At 67.4% G+C, this 20,012-nt stretch carries 15 protein-coding genes; 8 read left to right on the top strand and 7 right to left on the bottom strand.

The features are described 5' to 3' along the window. The first annotated feature begins 3 nt into the window (after nucleotides 1-3). Nucleotides 4-660: an endonuclease III gene (locus F8S13_07250; GenBank protein KAB8144658.1), complete on the top strand. Its 657-nt coding sequence runs from the start codon at nucleotides 4-6 to the stop codon at nucleotides 658-660. 38 nt (nucleotides 661-698) lie between these two features. Here the strand turns inward: F8S13_07250 and F8S13_07245 are convergent, their stop codons facing one another. Then, a complete protein-coding gene (locus F8S13_07245) occupies nucleotides 699-1,598 on the bottom strand; it encodes an NAD(P)-dependent oxidoreductase (GenBank protein KAB8144657.1) in 900 nt (299 codons plus the stop codon). Nucleotides 1,599-2,041: 443 nt separating this feature from the next. On the opposite strand from F8S13_07245, the gene F8S13_07240 reads away from it, so the two are divergent. After that, nucleotides 2,042-2,632, top strand: a complete 591-nt coding sequence (locus F8S13_07240; protein KAB8144656.1) for a hypothetical protein — start codon at nucleotides 2,042-2,044, stop codon at nucleotides 2,630-2,632. A 66-nt stretch (nucleotides 2,633-2,698) separates the two neighbouring features. On the opposite strand, the gene F8S13_07235 is transcribed toward F8S13_07240, so the two are convergent. Next, the gene (locus F8S13_07235) at nucleotides 2,699-3,616 is read right to left on the bottom strand and encodes a methionyl-tRNA formyltransferase (protein ID KAB8144689.1); all 918 of its coding nucleotides are present in this window, start codon (nucleotides 3,614-3,616) and stop codon (nucleotides 2,699-2,701) included. A 332-nt stretch (nucleotides 3,617-3,948) separates the two neighbouring features. Here F8S13_07235 and F8S13_07230 point away from each other — a divergent pair, with 332 nt between their 5' ends. The 5 genes from F8S13_07230 to F8S13_07210 all read left to right on the top strand — a co-directional run bounded on the left by F8S13_07230 (nucleotide 3,949) and on the right by F8S13_07210 (nucleotide 12,119). Further along, a complete protein-coding gene (locus tag F8S13_07230) occupies nucleotides 3,949-4,917 on the top strand; it encodes an alcohol dehydrogenase catalytic domain-containing protein (protein ID KAB8144655.1) in 969 nt (322 codons plus the stop codon). A 2-nt stretch (nucleotides 4,918-4,919) separates the two neighbouring features. Beyond that, nucleotides 4,920-6,062 carry a hypothetical protein gene (locus F8S13_07225; GenBank protein ID KAB8144654.1) on the top strand — a complete coding sequence of 381 codons (1,143 nt, stop codon included), beginning with the start codon at nucleotides 4,920-4,922 and terminating at the stop codon, nucleotides 6,060-6,062. 95 nt (nucleotides 6,063-6,157) lie between these two features. Next, nucleotides 6,158-7,126 carry a ribokinase gene (locus F8S13_07220; GenBank protein ID KAB8144653.1) on the top strand — a complete coding sequence of 323 codons (969 nt, stop codon included), beginning with the start codon at nucleotides 6,158-6,160 and terminating at the stop codon, nucleotides 7,124-7,126. A gap of 69 nt (nucleotides 7,127-7,195) precedes the next feature. Further along, nucleotides 7,196-8,539, top strand: a complete 1,344-nt coding sequence (locus tag F8S13_07215) for a response regulator (protein KAB8144652.1) — start codon at nucleotides 7,196-7,198, stop codon at nucleotides 8,537-8,539. Nucleotides 8,540-8,573: 34 nt separating this feature from the next. Beyond that, complete coding sequence (locus tag F8S13_07210) at nucleotides 8,574-12,119, top strand: tetratricopeptide repeat protein (GenBank protein ID KAB8144651.1); 3,546 nt, start codon at nucleotides 8,574-8,576, stop codon at nucleotides 12,117-12,119. Nucleotides 12,120-12,190: 71 nt separating this feature from the next. Here F8S13_07210 and gmd read toward each other — a convergent pair whose 3' ends face one another. Both gmd and ybaK read right to left on the bottom strand, forming a co-directional pair. Next, complete coding sequence (gmd, locus tag F8S13_07205; GenBank protein ID KAB8144650.1) at nucleotides 12,191-13,162, bottom strand: GDP-mannose 4,6-dehydratase; 972 nt, start codon at nucleotides 13,160-13,162, stop codon at nucleotides 12,191-12,193. Between the two features lie 104 nt (nucleotides 13,163-13,266). Further along, complete coding sequence (ybaK, locus tag F8S13_07200) at nucleotides 13,267-13,728, bottom strand: Cys-tRNA(Pro) deacylase (GenBank protein KAB8144649.1); 462 nt, start codon at nucleotides 13,726-13,728, stop codon at nucleotides 13,267-13,269. Nucleotides 13,729-14,178: 450 nt separating this feature from the next. Between ybaK and F8S13_07195 the strand changes: the two genes are divergently transcribed. Then, complete coding sequence (locus tag F8S13_07195; GenBank protein ID KAB8144648.1) at nucleotides 14,179-15,381, top strand: L,D-transpeptidase; 1,203 nt, start codon at nucleotides 14,179-14,181, stop codon at nucleotides 15,379-15,381. A gap of 611 nt (nucleotides 15,382-15,992) precedes the next feature. Here the strand turns inward: F8S13_07195 and crtI are convergent. The 3 genes from crtI to F8S13_07180 form a co-directional block, all read right to left on the bottom strand. After that, nucleotides 15,993-17,486 carry a phytoene desaturase gene (gene crtI, locus F8S13_07190; GenBank protein KAB8144647.1) on the bottom strand — a complete coding sequence of 498 codons (1,494 nt, stop codon included), beginning with the start codon at nucleotides 17,484-17,486 and terminating at the stop codon, nucleotides 15,993-15,995. A 71-nt stretch (nucleotides 17,487-17,557) separates the two neighbouring features. Beyond that, nucleotides 17,558-18,478, bottom strand: coding sequence for a hypothetical protein (locus F8S13_07185; GenBank protein ID KAB8144646.1), 921 nt, complete (start codon nucleotides 18,476-18,478; stop codon nucleotides 17,558-17,560). Between the two features lie 50 nt (nucleotides 18,479-18,528). Next, nucleotides 18,529-19,932 (bottom strand): NAD(P)-binding protein, encoded by a 1,404-nt coding sequence (locus F8S13_07180; GenBank protein ID KAB8144645.1) that lies wholly within the window; start codon nucleotides 19,930-19,932, stop codon nucleotides 18,529-18,531. Nucleotides 19,933-20,012: the final 80 nt, after the last annotated feature.

The raw sequence follows: 20,012 nt of genomic DNA, 5'->3' as shown, positions 1-20,012 counted from the left end.
CCCATGGAACCATTTGACATTGATGCCGCGATCGCCATCCTGCGCGAGACCATGCCGCGCTTCCAGCAGCCGCTGATCGAGGCCATGGGCGAGGAGTCGCAGACGCCCTTCCACATCCTGATCGCCACCATCCTGAGCCTGCGCACCAAGGACACGCTCACATCGGTGGTGGCACCGCGCCTGTTCGCCCGCGCCAGCACGCCCCAGGCCATGCTGGCGCTCAGCGAAGAGGAGCTGGCCCAGCTTATCTACCCCGTGGGCTTCTACCGCACCAAGGCGCGATCCATCCTGCAGATCTGCCAGATCTTGCTGGCCCGCTACGGCGGCCAGGTACCATCCGACCTCGACGCCCTGCTGGAGCTGCCCGGCGTGGGCCGCAAGACCGCCAACCTAGTGGTGACGGCGGGCTTCGGCCTGCCCGGCATCTGCGTCGACACCCACGTCCATCGCATCTGCAACCGCTTCGGCTACGTGCTCACCAAGACCCCGGATGAGACCGAGCTGGCCCTGCGCCAGAAGCTGCCGCCGCCTTACTGGAGCATCATCAACGGGCTGCTGGTGACGCTGGGGCAAAACATCTGCCACCCCACCTCGCCGCGCTGCAGCGAGTGCCCGGTGAGCCACCTCTGCCCGCGCCTGGGCGTGGTGCGCAGCCGCTAGGCGCTGGGCCTGCGGGGCCGCGCTGCCCCGCCGCGCCCCTACGCCGCCTGCTCGCCCACCTCGATCTGGGCCAGCGCCTCCAGCGCCTTGATCAGCGCGTGGTTGCCCTCTAGCCCCAGCCCGCGCGCCTGCAGCGAGCGGTACATGTTCGAGATCATGGCCGTGAACATCACCGGCACGCCCACCTCGTCGGCGGCCTTCAGCACCAGCTTCAGATCTTTCTGCTGCAGGTCGATTGTGAACCCAGGCCGCCAGTCGCGCGCTAGCATCTGCGGCCCACGGTTCGAGAGCGTCCAGCTGCCCGCCGCGCCGTGCTCCACCGCCGCCAGCATCTTGTGCAGGTCGATCCCGTTGGCCTGCGCGAACAGGAAGGCCTCGGAGACCGCCAGCGTGGTGCCCACCACCAGGATCTGGTTGCACAGCTTGGCCGTCTGGCCGTCGCCCAGGCCGCCGATGTGGGTGATCGCCTTGCCCATGGCCTCAAACACTGGCCTGGCCCGCTCCACATCCGCCGTGTCGCCGCCCACCATAATCGAGAGCGTGCCGCGCGCCGCGCCCTCGCTGCCGCCGCTCACCGGCGCGTCCAGCAGCTTCACGCCCTGCTCGGCCAGCTTCGCGCCGATGCTGCGCGTCGCCTGCGGGCTGATCGTGCTCATATCGATCACCAGCGCGCCCGGCTGCGCGCCGTGGATCGCGCCCTGATCGCCCAGCAGCACCTGCTCCACATCCGGCACGTCGCTCACGCACGAGATGATGATGTCGCTCTGCGCGGCCAGTTCGGCGGGGCTGGCGGCCAGCTGCGCGCCCTCGGCCACCAGCTCGTCGGCGCGCGATGCGGTGCGGTTCCACACCGTCAGCTCGAACCCGGCCCGGAGGAGGTTGCGCGCCATTCCCTGGCCCATAATCCCTAGCCCAATAAACCCGATTCGCTCGGCCATGTGATCCTCCTGGCGTTCAAGATGAAGGCTTGATCGCCGCTATACTACCACGAATAGACGCCGCACCCGATTCATTCTGCGCACGCCCGATCTGCCGTAGGGAAAGCGGAAAAGTGGCCTGCCGCCCTGGGCCGGGCCTTCCTGCTGCGGGCTGGATCATGGCCAGCTGGCAGCACCCCACCCCTTTGCTGGATGGGCGAGGCCGCCGATTCATGATAGATGACCACGTTTCTGGGATAAACAACCGTGTTTCTAGGATAAACAACTGCATTCCTGGGCGAAATGACAGTGTTTCTGAGATGATCGTATGTGATTGTCGCTTTTATAGTGTTTAATACCTGTAGGGTGCAGCCCGCCACATCCGTCAAAAGTCCTGCAACAATCATGCGAGCCTCGCAGTCGAATAGCCAATTGCGACAGAGATAAGCCAAAGGAGTGAGGGTATGAGCTACGACTACACCGATCAGGACACCGAGCGCGCCCGCGCCAGCGAGCATGCGGCCTATCAAGCGCCCCAGCCGCTGACGCACGTCTCGGCCGATCGGCAGCGGCTCTGGGCCATCCTGCTGATGATCGGCGGCGGCGTGCTGCTGGCAGGGCGGCTGTTCTTTGGTGCAAGCGAGAGCATCGGCCTGTTTGGCCTGTTGGATGGCATCGATCTGCGCGGCAGTATTTTCTTCTCGATGGTATCGAGCTGCTTTTTATTTTTTGGCCTGTGGAAGCGGATCTACGGCCTGATCATCCCAGGCTCGATCATCGGCGGCTTCGCGCTGGCCGTCACCTTTGCGCAGCTTCTGGGCGGCGCGGGCTTCTTCTTCGGCATGTCGGTGGGCTTCTTCGCCCTGATGTTCCTGGGCCAGATGCTGTTCCAGCAGCGCAGCTCGTGGCCAGCCATCCCCGGCACCATCCTGCTGCTGTTCAGCATGTTCATCGCTAGCATGCAGATGCCCATGCTGATGGGCGGCATGACGCTGCTCATCCCAGTGGCGATCGTGGCTGCGGGCTTCTACCTCGGCTTTGGCCGCCATGACTAACGCCTCCGCTGCGCGCAGAAAGGCCGGACGATCGCACGCGATCGCCCGGCCTTTCTGCGTGGCGGGCTAGGCTCCGAACGAGGCCCCATCCAGGTCGCGCTGGCCGCGCGCCCAGTCTAGCGCGGCCATGGGGCGCTTGCCCGCAGGCTGCACGGTCAGCAGCTCTAGCGCGCCCTGGCCGCACGCCACCGCCACCCCCGTGCGCGAGGCCGCGATCTGGCCGGGGGCGGCCTGGGCAGGCCGCTCGGCCACCCGCGCCGCCAGGATGCGCAGCTGCTGGCCGCGCCACGCGGTGAAGGCCCCGGGCCACGGGTCGTAGGCCCGCGTCATGCGCTCGATCTGGGCCGCGTCGCCGCCCCAGTCGATCTGGCCATCGGCGCGGGTCAGCAGCTTGGTGTAGGTGGCCAGCGCATCATCCTGCGGCTGGGGCACCAGCGCACCGCTGGCGTAGGCATCCAGCGCATCCAGCAGCAGCCGCGCGCCCACGTGGAACATAGCCTCGGTCAGGTCGCCCGCCCGCGCGTCGGCGGCCAGCGGCTCGCGGTGCTGGGCCAGGATGGGGCCTCTGTCCATCTTGGTCTCCAGCAGCATCACCGTCACGCCCGCCTCGGCATCGCCCGCCAGGATAGCGCCGGTGGTGGGCGTGGGGCCACGCCAGCGGGGCAGCAGCGACGGGTGGATGTTCAGGTAGCCCAGGCGCGGGATGGCCAGCACATTGCGGCGCAGCAGCTCGCCGTAGGCCGCCACCACGCCCACATCGGGCCGCAGCGCCGCGAGCTGGGCCACGGCCTCCTCGCTGCGCAGCGTCTCGGGCTGGAATACCGGCAGGCCCAGGCGCTGGGCGGCCAGCTTCACCGGCGGCGGCTCGGGCGCGCTGCTGCGGCGGGCCGGGCGATCGGGCTGGGTCACCACGCCCACCACTTGGTAGCGCGGGTCGGCGGCCAGCGCATCCAGCGGGATGGTGGCGAAGCCGGGGGTTCCCATATACACAACACGAAGCATCTGTTCCTCACTTTCCACGCGGCGCAGGCTGACCCGCGCCGCGCCAGAGCGCATGATCTCGGGGGTGCGGCGGCACCTGCGCCGCCGCCAGCGTCGGCGCGGCGGGTTTTACCACGCGTGCGGCACGCCGACACGCGAAAAACCGCGCTGCTACGCGCTTTCTCGCCACAGGAGTATATTGCTTTACCCATGCCGCGTGTAGTATAATGCACTCCTATAGTGCTTTCCAGTGGTATATGCGTGCGATAGGCATTTTTTCGATGGTATCGCCGCCGCTGCCGCAGAAAAGCTCCGCCACACATGGTGAGAACGCAATGCGCGCGCTCGTGTTTGACGGCCAGCTTCACCTCGATCGAAACTACCCGGAGCCATCACTCCAGCGTGGCGAGGCGCTGATTCGCCCGCGGCTTGTCGGTATCTGCAACACCGATATCGAGATCACGCGTGGCTATATGGGTTTTCACGGCGTGCTCGGCCACGAGTTTGTAGGCGAGGTGATCGCCTGCGAGGAGTCCTTCTGGGTTGGGAAGCGCGTCGTCGGCGAGATCAACGCCGCCTGCCTGCGCTGCCCCACGTGCCTGCGCGGCGACCCAACCCACTGCCCCCAGCGCACCACTCTGGGCATCGGCGGGCGCGACGGCGTGATGGCCGAGCGCTTCTCGCTGCCGATCGCGTGCCTCCACGAGGTGCCCGCGGCCCTGCCCGACACCGCGGCTGTCTTCACCGAGCCGCTGGCCGCCGCCTTCGAGATCTTGGAGCACGCCCACATCCGCCCGACCGAGCGCGTGGCTGTGGTGGGCGATGGCAAGCTGGGCCTGCTGTGCGCCATGGCCCTGCGCCTGACGGGCGCAGAGCTGGTGATGCTGGGCCGCCACCCCGAGCGCTGGGGCCTGCTGCGCGAGCTGGGCGTGGCCGCCATGCCCAGCGCCAGCGCCACCGACCGGGCCAGCGGTGCGCTGCGCCCGCGCTCGTTCGACCTAGTGGTGGATGCCACCGGCAACGCCAGCGGGCTGGCCACCGCGCTGCGCCTGGTGCGCCCGCGCGGTCGGCTGGTGCTGAAGAGCACCTACCACGGCGACTCGCCGATCAACCTGAGCGCGGTGGTGGTGGACGAGCTGCAGCTGCTCGGCTCGCGCTGCGGGCCGTTCGCGCCAGCCCTGCGCGCCATGGCCAGCGGCCTCATCCCCACCGAGCCGCTGGTAGCGGATCGCTTTCTGCTAGAGGACGGCCTGAAAGGCTTCCAGGCCGCCCATGGCAAGCTCAAAGTTCTGCTGGAGGTATAAGCATGCAAGTCAAAGACATCGCCGCCTCGGTTGTGCTGGGCCTGCTCTTTGTATCGCTGCTGGCGATCTATATTGTGACCGACCAGAACCCGCTGGTCACCGGCCTGAGCGTGATCATCATCGCGATCTGCCTGCTGATCGTGCGCGTGGGCGACTGGCGCGAGATCGGCATCGTGGGCGGGCTGGCGGCCCTGGTGTCGGTGGTGGCCGCCTACCTGTTGGGCGCCGACCGTTTTGGCGGCATCGGGGCGGTGCTGGTGCCTACGCTGTGGGCCATGGCCATGCTGGGCGTGTTCGTGTGGTTCTCGGCCAACATCCAGCGCGTGCCCGGCGACCGCGCCATCCTCTCGGTGCGCACCTACACCGGCGAGATCGTGAACCTGCCCGCGCCGCTGGCCGCGCCGCGCATGCCGGTGCTTGAGCGCACCCTGGCCGAGATCCCGCTCTACCCGCTGAGCACCGATGTGGTGGTCTCCGACATCAACACCAAGGGCAAGAACGTGCCCGAGATCCACGTGCACGTGGAGTACAAGATCGCCGACCGCGACGCCGCGCCGCGCGCCATGGCCGGCATCCCCAACCGCGGCCTGGTGCAGACCAAGATCGCCAAGGATCTAGGCAAGACCGCCGAGGAGGCCCGCACCGATGTGCTGTTCTGGGAGCGCCTGCTCGACGAGCAGATGAAGGCCGAGGTGGATGACGTAGCTCGCAGCGTGATCCGCAGCGTCGAGTCGCCCTATCGGGTCTTCACCGGCGCCGAGCAGGAGTCGCTGCAGCCTGCGCTGCTGCAGCAGCTGAACGAGCGCGTGAACCGCTGGGGCGTGATCACCACGCTGCTGGCGGTGGATAAGGTGGTAATCCCCGGCGACGCCTTCCCCAAGGGCGATGTGGGCGACGCCGACGCCAAGCGCCGCGAGAACGACTACGCCCGCATCAAGCGCCTGCACGAGGCCAAGGTGGACGCCGAGGCCGACCGCGTGAGCAAGCTGATCGCCGCCGTGCGCGACGCGGGCATCCAGAATATCCCGCCATCGCTGCTTGAGGATATTATCGTGAGCGCGTCGGAAGATCCGGGCGACCGCGTGCTGGATCTGGAGCTGAGCCGGTGGTTTAACGAGAACTTTCGACCCAACGACAAGAAGTAGCGCATGGGCTTGCAAGCTACCGGTATCTAGGTGCGCCCTGGCTGGCGCGCCGCCATACTCGCAGCTCGCCGCTTCTATGCAGATAAGCGAGAGCTATGGACAGCACAGCGGCGACAGGTGAGTCGGGATCGGGCGCGCGTGCGACGCCCGATGTTGTTGTCATCGGGGCGGCCTGCATCGACATCAAAGGCCGCGCGCTCTCGTCGAGCGTGCAGGGCACATCCAACCCCGGGATGGTGCGGATCAGCGCGGGCGGCTGCGCGCGCAACATCGCCGAGAACCTGGCGCGGCTGGGCAGCCGCGCGGCCCTGCTGAGCGTGGTGTGCGAAGATGATTTTGGCCAGGCTATCATCCAGCAGACCGAGCGCGCCGGGGTGAATACCGACCACGTGCTGATGAACTGCAGCCGCCACTCTGCCGCCTACATGGCCCTGCTCGACTCACGCGGGCGTCTGCTGTTTGGCCTTGATGACACCGAATCGATCGAGGCGCTCTCGCCCGCATATGTGGCCGACCACGCCGACCTGATCCGCTCGGCGCGAATGGTGATGATGGACGCCAACCTGCCGCTTGAGACCGCCGAGGCCATCCTGGAGATCTGCAGCGACGAGGGCATCGCTGTTGGGCTCGACCCTGTCGCCTATATGCCCGCGCTGCGCTATCGCCCCTACCTCGGCCAGTTCTCGCTGGTGGTGCCCAACGCGATCGAGGCCCAGGCGCTCACCGGCATTGCGGTGAACGATGTCGAGGATGGCATCCGCGCCGCCAAACAGCTGGTGAGCTTCGGGGTCGAGCTGGCGGTGGTCACGCTGTCCGGCGCGGGCGTGAGCTTCGCCACCTCGGATGTGAGCGGCCATGTTCCCGCGCCGGATGTGGAGATCGTCGATGCGACTGGGGCGAGCGATGCCATGACGGCCACGATTATCTACGGCATCCAGAACCACCTGCAGATCGATGAGGCCGTTCGCCTTGGGGTGAGCGCCGCCACACTGACCCTGCAGACTTCCGAGACGGTGCGGCAAGATCTGAGCTTGGAAAGCCTCTACGCCCAGCTCGTCATCTAGTAGGAGGACGGGGGGAGATAGCTCGCACACACGATCACGCTTCTGTTCTCCTTCTACTTTTACGGTATCATGAGCATTCGTATCATCATTGCAGACGATGAAAAATCGGTCCGTCAACTTCTTGAGCTGGTGTTGCAGGATCAAGGCTACGAGGTGATCTCTGCCCGCAATGGCGATCACCTGATCCGCCTTGCCCAGGAAAATATCCCCGATCTTATTCTGGTGGATCTGATGATGCCCGGCCTCGATGGCTACGAGGCGATCCGCCAGCTGCGCAACGACACCCGCACCGCCCATATCCCCATGATCATCCTGACCGCGCGGTCGGCCCCCAACGATGTGGTGGTGGGCTTCGAGACCGGCGCAGATGACTATGTGACCAAGCCGTTCAACATCCCCGAGCTGCTGGCGCGGATCAAAGGCCACCTGCGCCGCGCCGCGCTGCCCTCGGTGCGCAACCCGCTCAGCGGGCTGCCTGGCAACATCCTGCTGACCGAGGAGATCAAGTTTCGCCTCAAGCGCGAGGAGCCCTTCGCCCTGCTGTATATCGATATGGATAACTTCAAGGCGTTTAACGACACCTATGGCTTCGCGCGTGGCGACCGCGTGATCAAGCTGATGGCCGACGTGATGACCGACACGCTACGCGAGTACGGGGTGGGCGGCGAGTTCGCGGGCCATATCGGCGGCGACGACTTCGCCATCCTGGCCTCGCCCGACCAGATCGACCAGCTGTGCGCGGCGCTGATCGAGTCGTTCGACCGCAATGTGCGCGCGCTCTACGACCCCGAGGATCTTGAGCGCGGCTACCTGCAGGGCGTCGACCGCCACGGCGTGACGCGGCAGTTTCCGATCGTCAGTATCTCGATCGGCGGCGTGACCAACCGCATCACCCGCTACGCCGACTACGAGGATGTGGGCCGCGTGGCCGCCGAGATGAAGCACTACGCCAAGCAGCAGCCCGGCAGCAGCTACGCTATCGATGTGCGCGGCCCCGAGGAGCTTGCGCTCGAGCCTGACCGGCGCGGCGCGGCCATCCCAGCGGTGCTGTTGATCAGCGCCGACGCGCCGCTGCATGGCCTGCTGGGCACATCCATGCGCGATCAGGGCTACCGCGTGTTCGAGGCCAAGAGCGTGCCCGATGCCCACGCCCTGCTGGCGCAGGCCTTCGACCTGGCGCTGATCGTGGTGGACGCGCGCCTGGGCGAGCCGCTGTGGGAGCTGGCCACCACTGTGCAGGAGAGCACCCCCGACACGCCAGTGCTGGCGCTGCTGACCCGCGCCGAGGATGCCGCCTACGCCGACGCGCACCAGGTGGCCGCGCGCATCCAGCAGCCCTTCCACACCCATGAGTTCCTAGAGATGGTCCTGCGACTCGCCCCGCTGGGCGGGCAGCCTGCAAGTGGCGTATAATGCCTGAGTCGGCGGGCGGCAGACCGTTTGGCCTATGCCTCGCCGCAGGTTGTCTGCATCAGAGCTGAACTTCGAGGTCGATATGATTGTGCTGCTGGTGGTGCTGGCCCTCGCCGTACTTCTGCTGGTGGTGCTGGCACGCTACCCATGGGCGCGCGACTATGCTCGGCAGGCCCTCCAGCAGGCGCTCCGCCTGATCCGCCGCCCCGCGCCATCGGAAAAGGTGACGGTGGTGCAAGATGGCGAGTCGTTCGAGGCCAATTTTGCGCCGCGCGCGGCGCTGCCCTCGTCTGCTGGCGCTAGGACTAGCCGCCTGCCCGCCATCTCGCAGCGCACGCTGATGCTGGTGGGACTCGCGCTGGCGCTGGTGCTTGGCATCGTGCTGTTTCCCCGCTCGTTCTTTGTCCCGCGTGATCAGTTTACCGTGATCGTCGCTCCGTTCGCCAGCCCCGCAGGCCAGGTGGATGAGGCCGGGCGCGCGGCGGCTCGCGAGCTGGTGGCCGAGCTGCAGCGCCAGGGCTTGGCCGCCTCGGCTGCTGCCGACGCGCCCGCCAGCGTGGCCGATGCCGAGACCAAGATGCGCCAGGCCGGGGCCGACGCCATGCTCTACGGCACGCTCGCCGACGGCGGTACGCTCGATCAGCCCTCGCTGATGCCCATGCTGGTGTATGTGCCCAGCGGGATGTATGCGCCCAACGCCTGGGGCGGCTACAGCGGGCGCTTCGCCATGCCCCACGCCTATAGCCTGAGCGCCGCGCCGATCAACGGCAAGGTCATCCTGCCGCCGCTGCTGCGTGCGCTGGGCGCATATGGCGCTGGCCAGTACGACATCGCCTACGCCGACCTGGGCACGCTGCTCAACGACTACCCCGAGCTGGCCCAGCCGCTGCCCCGCGCCGTTCGCGGCAACATCCTCTGGGCCACCGGCAACATGGCCGCCGCCGCCGATGAGTACCGCCGCACCGGCGTGCTCGACATGGCCCCCGGCCAGCCCAGCGAGATGGCGCTGCTGGCCAACAACCTAGGCGCTATTCTGCAGGATGCCCGCGCCGCCGAGGCCGATCAGGCTTTTGCGCAGGCCCAGGCGCTGCTGGGGCCGCAGGATCTGGCCGAGCTGCGCCGCAATCGCGCCATCGCTATGCTCGCCCAGCAGCGCTACGCCGATGCCGCCGCCGAGCTTGAGCAGGTGCCGCTGGCCAGCATGTCGGTGGAGACCGAACAGGCCCTGATCGACGCCTACCTGGGCGCGAAGCGGCTGGATGACGCCGAGCGCACTCTGCAGGATGCCGACCTGAAGGTGCGCGCCGAGGCTCAGGCCACCATCGATCAGTACCATGATCTGCTGTCGCAGCGGCTGCGGGCCGGGCTGGCCGCCCAGCGGGTGCGGCTGGCCCTGAGCCGCTCGGTGGGCAGCAACGACCAGCTGCTGTGGGAGCTGCTGACGGGCCAGGCGCTCAGCCGCAGCGAGGTGGACGGCCCCCACCAGCAGATCGCCGACACGATCGATCAGCTGGCCGATCTAGCCCGCAGCTGGCAGGGCCTGGCGGTCTCGGCAGATGTCTCGGGCCATGTCTACCAGTCGCAGGTGGCCAACCAGCAGGCGCGGCTGGCCGACGCCGCGCGCTTCGAGCAGCGCAAGCTGCTGGCGGCGCTCGATCTGGAGCTTGACCGCGAGCGCAACGGCGGCGAGAAGGCCATGGATGGCCTGGCCTCCTTCTTCAGCGGCCAGCGCGCCACCACCACCAAGATCGAGCGCGAGATGGGCGAGCTGTTCCAGCAGGCTCCCCAGGATGCCGAGGCGGGTGTGCTGCTGGGCTTCAGCCAGCTGTTGGCGGGCAAGCGCGATCTGGCCCGCCAGACCTTCGAGCAGGTCAACGGCTTCGCGGCCAGCCGCCCCGAGCCGGCCTTTGGCCTGGCCCAGGCCGCGCTCGAAACCGACCGCCAGCAGGCCAAGGCCTACCTGGGCGAGGCGATCAGCCGCGACCCGCTGTTCTACCCCGCGCACTCGCAGCTGGCCCTGCTGGCCGAGCAGGATGGCGACTGGCAGACGGCCATCGCCCAGCGGCGCTGGCTGGCCGAGCAGCGCGGCAGCACCCAGGACACCTTGTCTCTGGCCGCCACGCTGCAGCGCAGCGGCGCGGGCGGCTACGCCGACGCCGAGCAGGTGCTGCTGCCCCTGGCCAACCAGAATAACCTGGATGCGCTCAAGCAGCTGAGCGACCTCTATATCGCGGCGGGTAACCTCTCCGCCGCGCAGAGCGCCCTAGAGCGCGCGTCGACCATCGCGCCCAACGACGCCATGGTGGCCTACCAGCTGGGCCTGGTGTGCAAGCAGCAGGGCCAGAGCGATCTGGCCCGCCAGCAGTTCGAGCACGCCGTCGCGCTCGATGGGTCGCTGCCCCAGGCCCGCGTGGAGCTTGGCCAGATCTACGCCACCAACGGCGAATTCGACCGCGCCGCCAAGCAGTACGACGTGGCCCTGCGCTCGGGCACCCACGATGCGGCGGCCCTGCAGGAGATCGGGCGGGTGCTGCTGATCGCGGGCGAGGATGCGCGGGCTATGGATGCCTACCGCAAGGCTGCCGAGCTTTCCCCCAGCGACCCCGGCCCGCGCCAGGGCATGGCCCGCGTCTACCTGGCGCAGGGCGATGCCAAGGCCGCCGCCCGCGAGGCCGAGCGCGCCGCCGCCCTGCCCGGCGGCTCCACCGCGCCCACCTTCGCGCTGCTGGGCGATATCTCGCTGGCGCTGGGCGACCCCAAGGGCGCGACCGAGCACTTCACCCAGGCGCAGCAGGCCGCCCCCGGCACCAGCGAGCCGCTGCTGGGCCTGGGCCGCGCCGCCGCCGCCGGGGGCAGCTGGGATGTGGCCCAGGGCTACTTCACCCAGGTGATGGGCCTCGACCCGCAGTCCGCCGAGGCGCACTTCTGGGATGGCGAGGCCAAGCTCCAGGCCCGCGACATCCAGGCCGCCAAGGCCGCCTACGAGCAGGCCCTCGCGCTGCGCGCCAACTACCCCGAGGCCTACTATGGCCTGGCCAAGACCCAGGCGGCGGGCGCTGGCACCCTGGCCGAGGCCCACGCCTCGGTGGCCAAGGCCGTGGCGCTGCGCCGCAGCTACCCCGAGGCCTACGTGCTGGATGGCTTGGTCTACGAGCAGGAGGGCGACCGCGACGCCGCGCGTGAGGCCTACACCAAGGCGATTGACTTCGACCGCACCGCCGCCGAGGCCTACTACCGCCGCGCCCTGCTGCTGATCGGCGATGGCAGCCTGGCCAAGGCCCGTGGCGACCTAGAGGCGGCGGTGCGCTACCGCAGCAATTTCGCCGAGGCCCACTACTGGCTAGGCCGCAGCTATCTGGCCGATGGCCAGGCATCCCGCGCCAGCCAGCAGTTCGATCTGGCGCTGGCGCAGGCCCCGGCGGGCAGCTACCCCGAGGCCCAGTACTACCAGGGCGTCGCCCGCGAGCAGCAGGGCGACCGCGCCAATGCCTACCTGGCCTACAAGTCGGCGCTGGAGCAGGCCGCAGGCAGCCCGTGGGCCGCCGAGGCCCAGGCCGCGCTCGACCGGCTGGGCCAGTAGCGCGTTGGGCAGCAGAAAAGGGGCGGCGTCGAATGTTCGACGCCGCCCCTTCGTATTCTCGCCGCCCTCGGCTAGCGCGCCTCGCCCAGCGCCCGCAGGTCGGAGTCGACCATCATTGCGACCAACTGCTCGAAGCTGGTCTCCTGCTGCCAGCCCAGCTTCTCCTGGGCCTTCGTCGGGTCGCCGATCAGCAGATCGACCTCGGCGGGCCGCATGAAGCGCTCATCTGTCACCACGTAGTCCTGGTAGTTCAGGCCCACGTGGCCGAACGCCACCTCGCAGAAGCGCCGCACCGAGTGGGTCTTGCCCGTCGCCACCACGTAGTCGTCCGGCTGGTCCTGCTGCAGCATCAGCCACATCGCCTTGATGTAGTCGCCTGCGAAGCCCCAGTCGCGCTGGGCCTCCAGGTTGCCCAGGCGCAGCTCTTTGTCCAGCCCCAGCTTGATCCGCGCCACGGCGTTGGTGATCTTGCGGGTCACAAACTCCAGCCCGCGCCGCGGCGACTCGTGGTTGAACAGGATGCCCGAGCACGCGAACATGTTGTAGCTCTCGCGGTAGTTGATGGTCAGCCAGTGGCCGTAGACCTTGGCCACGCCGTAGGGCGAGCGCGGGTACAGCGGCGTGGTCTCGCGCTGCGGCACCTCCACCACCTTGCCGAACATCTCCGACGAGCTGGCCTGGTAGAAGCGGATGTCGGGGTCCACGATGCGGATCGCATCCAGGATGCGGGTCACGCCGATCCCCGTCACCTCGCCGGTGAACACCGGCTGGGCGAACGAGGTCTGCACGAAGCTCTGGGCCGCCAGGTTGTAGACCTCGGTCGGGCGGTGGTCGCGCAGCAGGTTGATCAGCGAGACCTCATCCAGCAGATCGCCGGTGGCGATTGTGATGCGGTCCTGAATATGACGTATGCGCTCGAAGTTGACGGTGCTGGACCGCCGCACCATCCCGATGACGTCGTAGCCTTGCTCAAGCAGGAACTCGGCAAGGTAGCTGCCATCCTGGCCGGTGACGCCGGTGACCAGCGCGCGTTTTTTCGACATGTGTGTTGCCTCCTCTAGTGCCGCGCCACGGGTGGCCTCGGCATAGGGGGCAGTATACGCGTTTCGACCCCGCCTGTCTGCTAACTTGGTTAGCAAGAATAGGCCTACTCGGCTAGATCGGCGAAGGCTGCATCAGCGGCGCGCGCCAGGTCGTCGGCGCTCAGCACGATCTGCAGGCCGCGCTGCCCGGCGCTCACCGAGATGCGCTCGTGCAGGATGGCCGACTCGTCGATGTACACCGGGTAGCTGCGCTTCGACCCCAGCGGCGAGACGCCGCCTTTGAGATAGCCGGTGAGGCGCTGCAGGTCGGCCACGTTGGCCATCTCCATGCGCTTCTCGCCCACCACATTGGCTAGCTTGCGCAGGCTCAGCGAGCCGCTGCCGGGGATGACGGCCATCACCACGCCGCGCTCGCCCTGGGCCACCAGGGTCTTGTACACTTGGTCCAGCGGCATGCCCACGCCCGCTGCCGCCTCCTCGGCGGTGAACTCCTTGGCCTTGAACTCGCGGATCTCGTGCGGTATTCCGGCATCGGTCAGTATCTCGATGGCGCGTGTTCGCTTCATCTGGGTTGCTCCTTTTCTTCATCGCGCCTCGTACGTGCGCCGCTGCGCCGAATCAGCATAGCACGCTTTCGCATGTTTCCTTTCGCACCTTCGCGCCTTCGTGGTATTTGTCCCGCTGTCTCCTTGTCCGACTTACTGTCTTGGTGGTAAATAGTTCTCCTCTCTCTTGGCGCCTTGGAGTTTTGGTGATAAATAGTTCTCGCGCTTTCCTTCGCGTCTTTGCGCCTTCGTGGTATTCGACCCTTTGTTTCCTTGGCGCCTTGGAGTCTTGGTGGTAAATGGTTCTCCTCTCTCCGTGGCGTCTTCGTGTCTTCGTGGTAAACGGTTCTCTTTTCTGCCCTCGCGTCTTCGCGCCTTCGTGGTATTCGTCTCGCAAACCTTTGGTGCCTTGACAGGCCCAGAACCCGCACTATAATCTGCGCAAACGCACTCTACCACACGAGGTTCCCCATGCGCTGCTGGCGATTTCTGTTCGCGATCTGTCTGGCACTGGGTGCGCTCGGCATTGCCGGCTCGCCCGCAGTCTACGCCGACGCCTCCACGCTCTACTTTCCGGCCACCGGCCATTTTCTGGACGATACCTATGGCTTTCTGAGCTTCTGGAACGCCAACCATGGCGAGCGCGTGCTGGGCGCGCCGATTGCCGAGGCCAGCGATACCGATGGCGTGGTGCGCCAGTACTTCGAGGGCGGTCGGCTGGAGCAGATCACCGATGAGAAGACCGGCGAGGTATCTATACGCCTGGGCGCGGTGGGCAGCGAGTACGCCGAGGCGCTGTGGAAGACCTTTGCGGCAGCGCCCAGCCGCCGTGGCGCGGGCGCATCGACCCTGGAGTTCGAGGAGACCGGCCACACGCTGCGCGAGCCGTTTCTCTCGTTCTGGCAGAGCTATGGTGGCGAGGATGTTTTCGGCGCGCCGATCAGCGAGGCCTACTGGGAGCTGACCGAGCACGGCCAGCGGCTGGTGCAGTACTTCCAGAACGTGCGCATCGAGCGCGATACCACCCAGGCGGGCAGCGACCGCGAGATCGTGGTGGGCGACCTGGGCCGCGCCCTGGCCGAGCTGATGCAGATCGACACTGAGCGCCTGGCCAACTGGGGCGCTCCCGAGTACGGGCCGAGCGCGCCGGTCTCGGCTAACGTTGCGTCGCTGGACATCCCCACCGCTACGCCCACGCCGGTGGCCACGCCGCGCCCCACACCGGCCCCCACGCCGCGCGCTGCCGCCGCCAAGCCCGCCGCCAAGCCCGCCCCGGCGGAAAAGCCCAAGCGGGTGGTCAAGGCCGAGAAGCTGATCGTGGTGAACCTGAGCGACCAGTGGATGTATGCCTACGAGGATGGCGAGCAGGTGTTCTCGGCCCCGGTCTCCACGGGCCGCGACGGCATGAATACGCCCGAGGGCACGTTCTCGGTCTATGCGAAGATCAAAGAGCAGACCATGAAGGGCGTGCTCGATGGCGTGCCCTGGAAGGTGCCCAATGTGCCCAATGTGATGTACTTTAACGGCGGGGTAGCGCTGCACGGCACCTACTGGCACAACCGCTTCGGCACGGGCGCGCGGCTCTCGCACGGCTGCGTGAACCTGCCGCTGAAGGCCGCCGCCTGGCTCTATGACTGGGCACCGATGGGGACGACGGTAGAGGTGGTCAGCTAGGCTTCTCGCCCTGTCGAACACAGGCCCTGGCGATTCTTGCGCAGAATCGCCAGGGCCTTTTACATGCCATCGCGCTACTTGCAGCTGTGGGGCGGTGCGGGATCGTACCGCTCGTGTTTCCTGAGGTCGGGGGAAAGATTCTAGAAGAAGATGGGAGGATTCCAGAAGTCGGAAGAAAGATTCTAGAAGAAGACGGGAGGATTCCAGAAGTCGGAAGAAAGATTCTAGAAGAGGACGGGAGGATTCCAGAAGTCGGAAGAAAGATTCTAGAAGAGGACGGGAGGATTCCAGAAGTCGGAAGAAAGATTCTAGAAGAGGACGGGAGGATTCCAGAAGTCGGAAAAAAGATTCTAGAAGAAGACGGGAGGATTCTAGAAGTCGGGAGAAAGATTCCAGAAGAAGACGGGAGGATTCTAGAAGTCGGAAAAAAGATTCTAGAAGAAGGCGGGAGGATTCTAGAAGTCGGAAGAAAGATTCTAGAAGAAGACGGGAGGATTCTAGAAGTCGGAAGAAAGATTCTAGAGGTCGAGGATATGGCTTGGGAAAGCCGCGCCGCCCGCTTTCAATCCGAAAATGGGCGGCGGAAGCCTGCCGCAGCGATCACCAAGATGCTAGGCCGCGCCCAGATCGCTGCCGATAAAGTGCGTGGCGCTCTTCGCCGCCTCCAGAATGGTCATCAGGCCGCTGCCGGGGTGGACCGCCCCGCCGATCCAGTAGAGGTTGCGCGCCCCATCCGAGCGGATATGGGGCCGCAGCGGGCCAAGCTGGCCCCAGCCGTGCGTGAGGTTGAACACCGCGCCCAGGTGCACGCGGTAGTCGTCGCGCCAGGTCTCGGCGGTGTACACGCGCTCGCTCACGATATGATCGGCCACGTCGGTGTAGCCCAGCGTGCCCAGCCTGCTGATGATCAGGTCGCGGTAGCTCTGGCGCTTAGCCTCCCAGTCGATCGGGTGGCTGGTGTTGGGCACCGGCACCAGCACGAACAGCGTGCTGTGGCCCTCGGGGGCGCTGCTGGGGTCGAGGATGCTGGGGTTGCACACGTAGAACGACGGCGCGGTCTCATCCAGCACGGCATCGCTGGCGTAGGCGTGCTCGCTGCGGCGCAGGTTGCTAGAAAGGTAGAGCTGGTGGTGGGGCAGGTCGTCGTAGCGCTTGTCCACGCCCAGATACATCATAAAGGTCGAGCACGAGAACGAGAGCCGCCGCATCCGGCCCTCGGTGTACGAGCCGCGCGCCTCGGGTGGCACCAGCGTGCGCATCCCATAGCCAAAGTCGGCGTTGATCACTACGGCGTCGGCCAGCACGCGCGCGCCGCTCTCCAGCTCGATGCCCTTGGCCACACCGTTTTCTACAATGGTGGTGCGCACGGGCTTGCCCATATGGAACTGAACGCCTAGGTCGGATGCGGCGCGGGCCAGCGCCTGGGCCAGGGCGCGGAATCCGCCCTTGGGGTGCCAGATGCCCTCGGCGAACTCCAGCCAGGTGACGAGGCTGAAGATGCTAGAGCAGTGGCGCGGGTGCATGCCCAGGTACTTGGCCTGGTAGGCCAGGGCGTAGGCCACGCGCTCCTCGCGGAAGTAGCGCCAGTAGTGGTCGTAGAGTGTCTCCCAGGGGCGGAAGGGCATGGCTGCGGCCAGCTCGGCGGGGCGCAGGTAGCCCAGCGGCGGGCGCACCGGCGAGCCGAGGTAGGGGCCGTAGCCCGCGCGGTTCTTGGCGATGTGGTCGGTGTACCAGCGATCGAAGGCGGCGGGCAGGTCGGGGCGGATGGCGGCCAGCTGGCGCTTGAAATCGGCGGTGTCCGACGTCAGGTCGAGGTGGGTGTTGTCCCAGAAGCGGATGCGGGTGTTGGGCGACACGCGCAGGAACTCCACGTAGTCCTCGCGGCGCAGCCCGCAGGCGGCGAACAGCTCGTCGTAGACGCGCGGCACCTGCAGGATGGTGGGGCCGGTGTCGAAGTGATAGTCGCCGTCGGAGAAGCCGCGCATGCGCCCGCCCACGGTGTGCTCGGCCTCGTACACGTCGACGCGGTGGCCCTGGGCGGCCAGGCGCATGGCGGTGGCAAGGCCGCCCGGCCCGGCCCCGATGATCAGAATATGGTGTGGCACTGGTGGTTTCTCGCTTATGTGTTCAGAGCGGCGGGGGATGGGTGCGCCCGCCGAAGATTTGAGCGTTGTTGCTAGGTGGGCAGGCGCAGCCCGCCGCTGAGGAAGAGCACCAGCACGATGGCCAGCACGATCAGCAGCAGCGCGGCAGCGCCCATGGTCAGCCAGCAGCCCGCCCCGATGCGGATGTCCTGCTCGGGCAGGGCCTGGGGCGGCGGCGCGGCGGGCAGGGCATCCGGCCCCAGCCCCAGCGACTCGCCCTCCATCAGGCGCACTGTCTCGATGGCGCGACGCAGCTCGCCCGCTCGCTGGTAGCGGTTGGCCGCCCGCTCCTGAAGGCCGCGCGCCAGCAGCCGCGCCAGCAGCTTCGAGCGGATGCCGGGCAGTCTGGCGTCGTCGGCGCTGCGCTGGGGCTGGGCGGCGGGCGCGGCCCCGGTGAGCGCGTGCAGCAGCAGGGCGCAGAGCGCGTAGGTGTCGCTGGCAGGCGTCGGCTCGGAGCCTGGCGCGGCCAGCTCGGGGGCCTGGAAAGGCGACGGCGCGTCGCCGACCATGCGCGCGAACGGGAAGGGCGTGATCTGCCAGCTCTGGGCGTCGGCCCGCAGGTCGCTGGGGCCAACCGCGCCGATGCAGATCGGCGGCGCGCTGGTGTGGAACTGCTCGACCAGGTCGAGCAGCACGGCCATCTGGCCCAGCGCCTCGCGCTCGGGCAGCTGCTGCGGCTCCACTGCCTCTCCCAGGTCGGGGCAGACCAGAGCGTAGCCGCCCTCGGTGGCGAAGTGGTCGATCAGGGGCAGCAGCAGCGGGTGCTGCGCCCCGGCGATCTGGCGGGCCAGCGCGGCCATCGCCTCGCGGGCGGGCGGGGCCAGCGCGGCCAGCTCGATCAGCACCCCTTGCTGGCGCTGAGTGTCGCTGGCGCGCAGCAGCTGCGCGTCGGGCCTTGTCTCGATGGTCTCAGTCACGTGGTAGCGCTGGTTGAGGAGGGTTTCGGGCTGCATGATCTCCTGCCTTCTGCTCTGCGACAGGGAACCCGCGCCAAGCGCTTGGGCTACGGCGTGACATGATTGTACACCATCTGCTCGGCCTGCGGCGGCGCGATCTGGCCCTGGGCCACGGCGCGGTCGATCCGCTGCACGCAGCGCTTGGCGCTGCGGATGGCCCCCTCGATCGAGGCCAGAAACTCCTGCTGGGTGAAGTCGCCCGCCAGGAACAGGTTGGGCACGGGCGTGGCCTGGTCGGGGCGGTACTTGTCCACCCCTGGGCGGGCCTGGTAGACCGAGTTGGGGATGCGCACCAGCGTGTACTTGCGCAGCGTGGCCTCGCGGGCGGCGGGGTGCAGCTTGTAGAACTCATCTAGGATGATCTGCACCACGGCTTCGTCCTCTAGGCCGATGATGTCGGCGGCGGGGGCTACCACCAGCTCGATCATGGAGCCTTTGCCATGGTTGTAGTCGGGCGCAACCAGCGGCATGTCGGCGTAGACGCTCAGGCGGGTGCCCGCGCTGAAGATCAGGTTGCGCTCATCCGTGACCATGCGGTCGAAGAACAGCTGGGCGGTGATCACGGGCTGGCCCTTTAGGTGGCGCAGATCGCCGAAGAACGGCTGCTCCTTCAGGACAGCGGGCAGGGCCTTGCGCAGACTGTGCACCGGCATGGCCGAAATGTACACGTCGCCTGTGAGCAGCTCGCCGTCCTCCATCAGGAACCCGGCCACCCTGTCGCTGGCCGCGTCGTACTGGATCTCGCGCACGCGCGCGCCCAGACGGATCTCCGCGCCGCGCTGGCGCAGCTGCTCGATCAGCGGCAGCCACAGCCGCTCGTGGGGCGAGCCTTTCACCAGCGCCATGCGGGCGGCCCCTGGCTCCTGGGCGAAGTGCAGCATGGCGGTGAGCGGCAGCTTGGCCGAGACATTGTCGGCATTCTGGAAGTTCAGCGCCAGCGCCATGGTGTCCATGATGCCGCGCAGCGAGCGCTGGCCCATGCCGTGGCGCAGGTGCCAGGCGCTGTAGGTCTGCTCGTCCTGCGCGTCGATGTAGGCCTGCGAGCCGAAGATCGGGCGCAGCAGGCCCAGGGCCATGCGCAGCTTGTCGGGCCACGAGAGGAGCTTGGTGGCGGCCACGCCCGCCAGGCCGTTGAGCGGCGGCGGCAGGCTGGGCACGAAGCGGATGCCGGTGCGCCCGTGCTCGGGCGAGGCGAAGATCATCTCCGAGGGCTTCCAGTCGAAGCTGTCGCCCAGGCCGCACTCCTCTAGGAAGCCCAGCAGGTTCTGGTAGGCCCCGAAGAACACGTGCAGCCCGCTCTCGACCCAGTCGCCGTCGGCATCGCGCCAGGCCGAGACCTTGCCGCCTGGAACGTCGCGCTTCTCCAGCAGCACCACCTGAAACCCACGGTCGGTAAGCCACTTGGCCACCGCAAAGCCGGCTGGTCCGGCCCCAGCAATGATCGCACGCATTGGCGAGTGTCCTTTTTGTGTGTCGTGTTGGGAACCCGAGGGCGTTGGCCACCGCCTCGGCGTGTATGATGCTACGCATG

Source organism: Chloroflexia bacterium SDU3-3 (assembly GCA_009268125.1).
Taxonomy (GTDB): domain Bacteria; phylum Chloroflexota; class Chloroflexia; order Chloroflexales; family Roseiflexaceae; genus SDU3-3.
Note: the sequence above shows the minus strand (reverse complement) of the source record. Positions and strands in the feature narration are given on the sequence as shown.

What these genes read in the sequence shown, in the direction of transcription:
- F8S13_07250 (KAB8144658.1), top strand. Translation starts at nt 4, where the DNA reads ATGGAACCATTTGACATTGATGCCGCGATCGCCATCCTGCGCGAGACC.
- F8S13_07245 (KAB8144657.1), bottom strand. Translation starts at nt 1,598, where the DNA reads ATGGCCGAGCGAATCGGGTTTATTGGGCTAGGGATTATGGGCCAGGGA.
- F8S13_07240 (KAB8144656.1), top strand. Translation starts at nt 2,042, where the DNA reads ATGAGCTACGACTACACCGATCAGGACACCGAGCGCGCCCGCGCCAGC.
- F8S13_07235 (KAB8144689.1), bottom strand. Translation starts at nt 3,616, where the DNA reads ATGGGAACCCCCGGCTTCGCCACCATCCCGCTGGATGCGCTGGCCGCC.
- F8S13_07230 (KAB8144655.1), top strand. Translation starts at nt 3,949, where the DNA reads ATGCGCGCGCTCGTGTTTGACGGCCAGCTTCACCTCGATCGAAACTAC.
- F8S13_07225 (KAB8144654.1), top strand. Translation starts at nt 4,920, where the DNA reads ATGCAAGTCAAAGACATCGCCGCCTCGGTTGTGCTGGGCCTGCTCTTT.
- F8S13_07220 (KAB8144653.1), top strand. Translation starts at nt 6,158, where the DNA reads ATGGACAGCACAGCGGCGACAGGTGAGTCGGGATCGGGCGCGCGTGCG.
- F8S13_07215 (KAB8144652.1), top strand. Translation starts at nt 7,196, where the DNA reads ATGAGCATTCGTATCATCATTGCAGACGATGAAAAATCGGTCCGTCAA.
- F8S13_07210 (KAB8144651.1), top strand. Translation starts at nt 8,574, where the DNA reads ATGCCTCGCCGCAGGTTGTCTGCATCAGAGCTGAACTTCGAGGTCGAT.
- gmd (KAB8144650.1), bottom strand. Translation starts at nt 13,162, where the DNA reads ATGTCGAAAAAACGCGCGCTGGTCACCGGCGTCACCGGCCAGGATGGC.
- ybaK (KAB8144649.1), bottom strand. Translation starts at nt 13,728, where the DNA reads ATGAAGCGAACACGCGCCATCGAGATACTGACCGATGCCGGAATACCG.
- F8S13_07195 (KAB8144648.1), top strand. Translation starts at nt 14,179, where the DNA reads ATGCGCTGCTGGCGATTTCTGTTCGCGATCTGTCTGGCACTGGGTGCG.
- F8S13_07185 (KAB8144646.1), bottom strand. Translation starts at nt 18,478, where the DNA reads ATGCAGCCCGAAACCCTCCTCAACCAGCGCTACCACGTGACTGAGACC.
- F8S13_07180 (KAB8144645.1), bottom strand. Translation starts at nt 19,932, where the DNA reads ATGCGTGCGATCATTGCTGGGGCCGGACCAGCCGGCTTTGCGGTGGCC.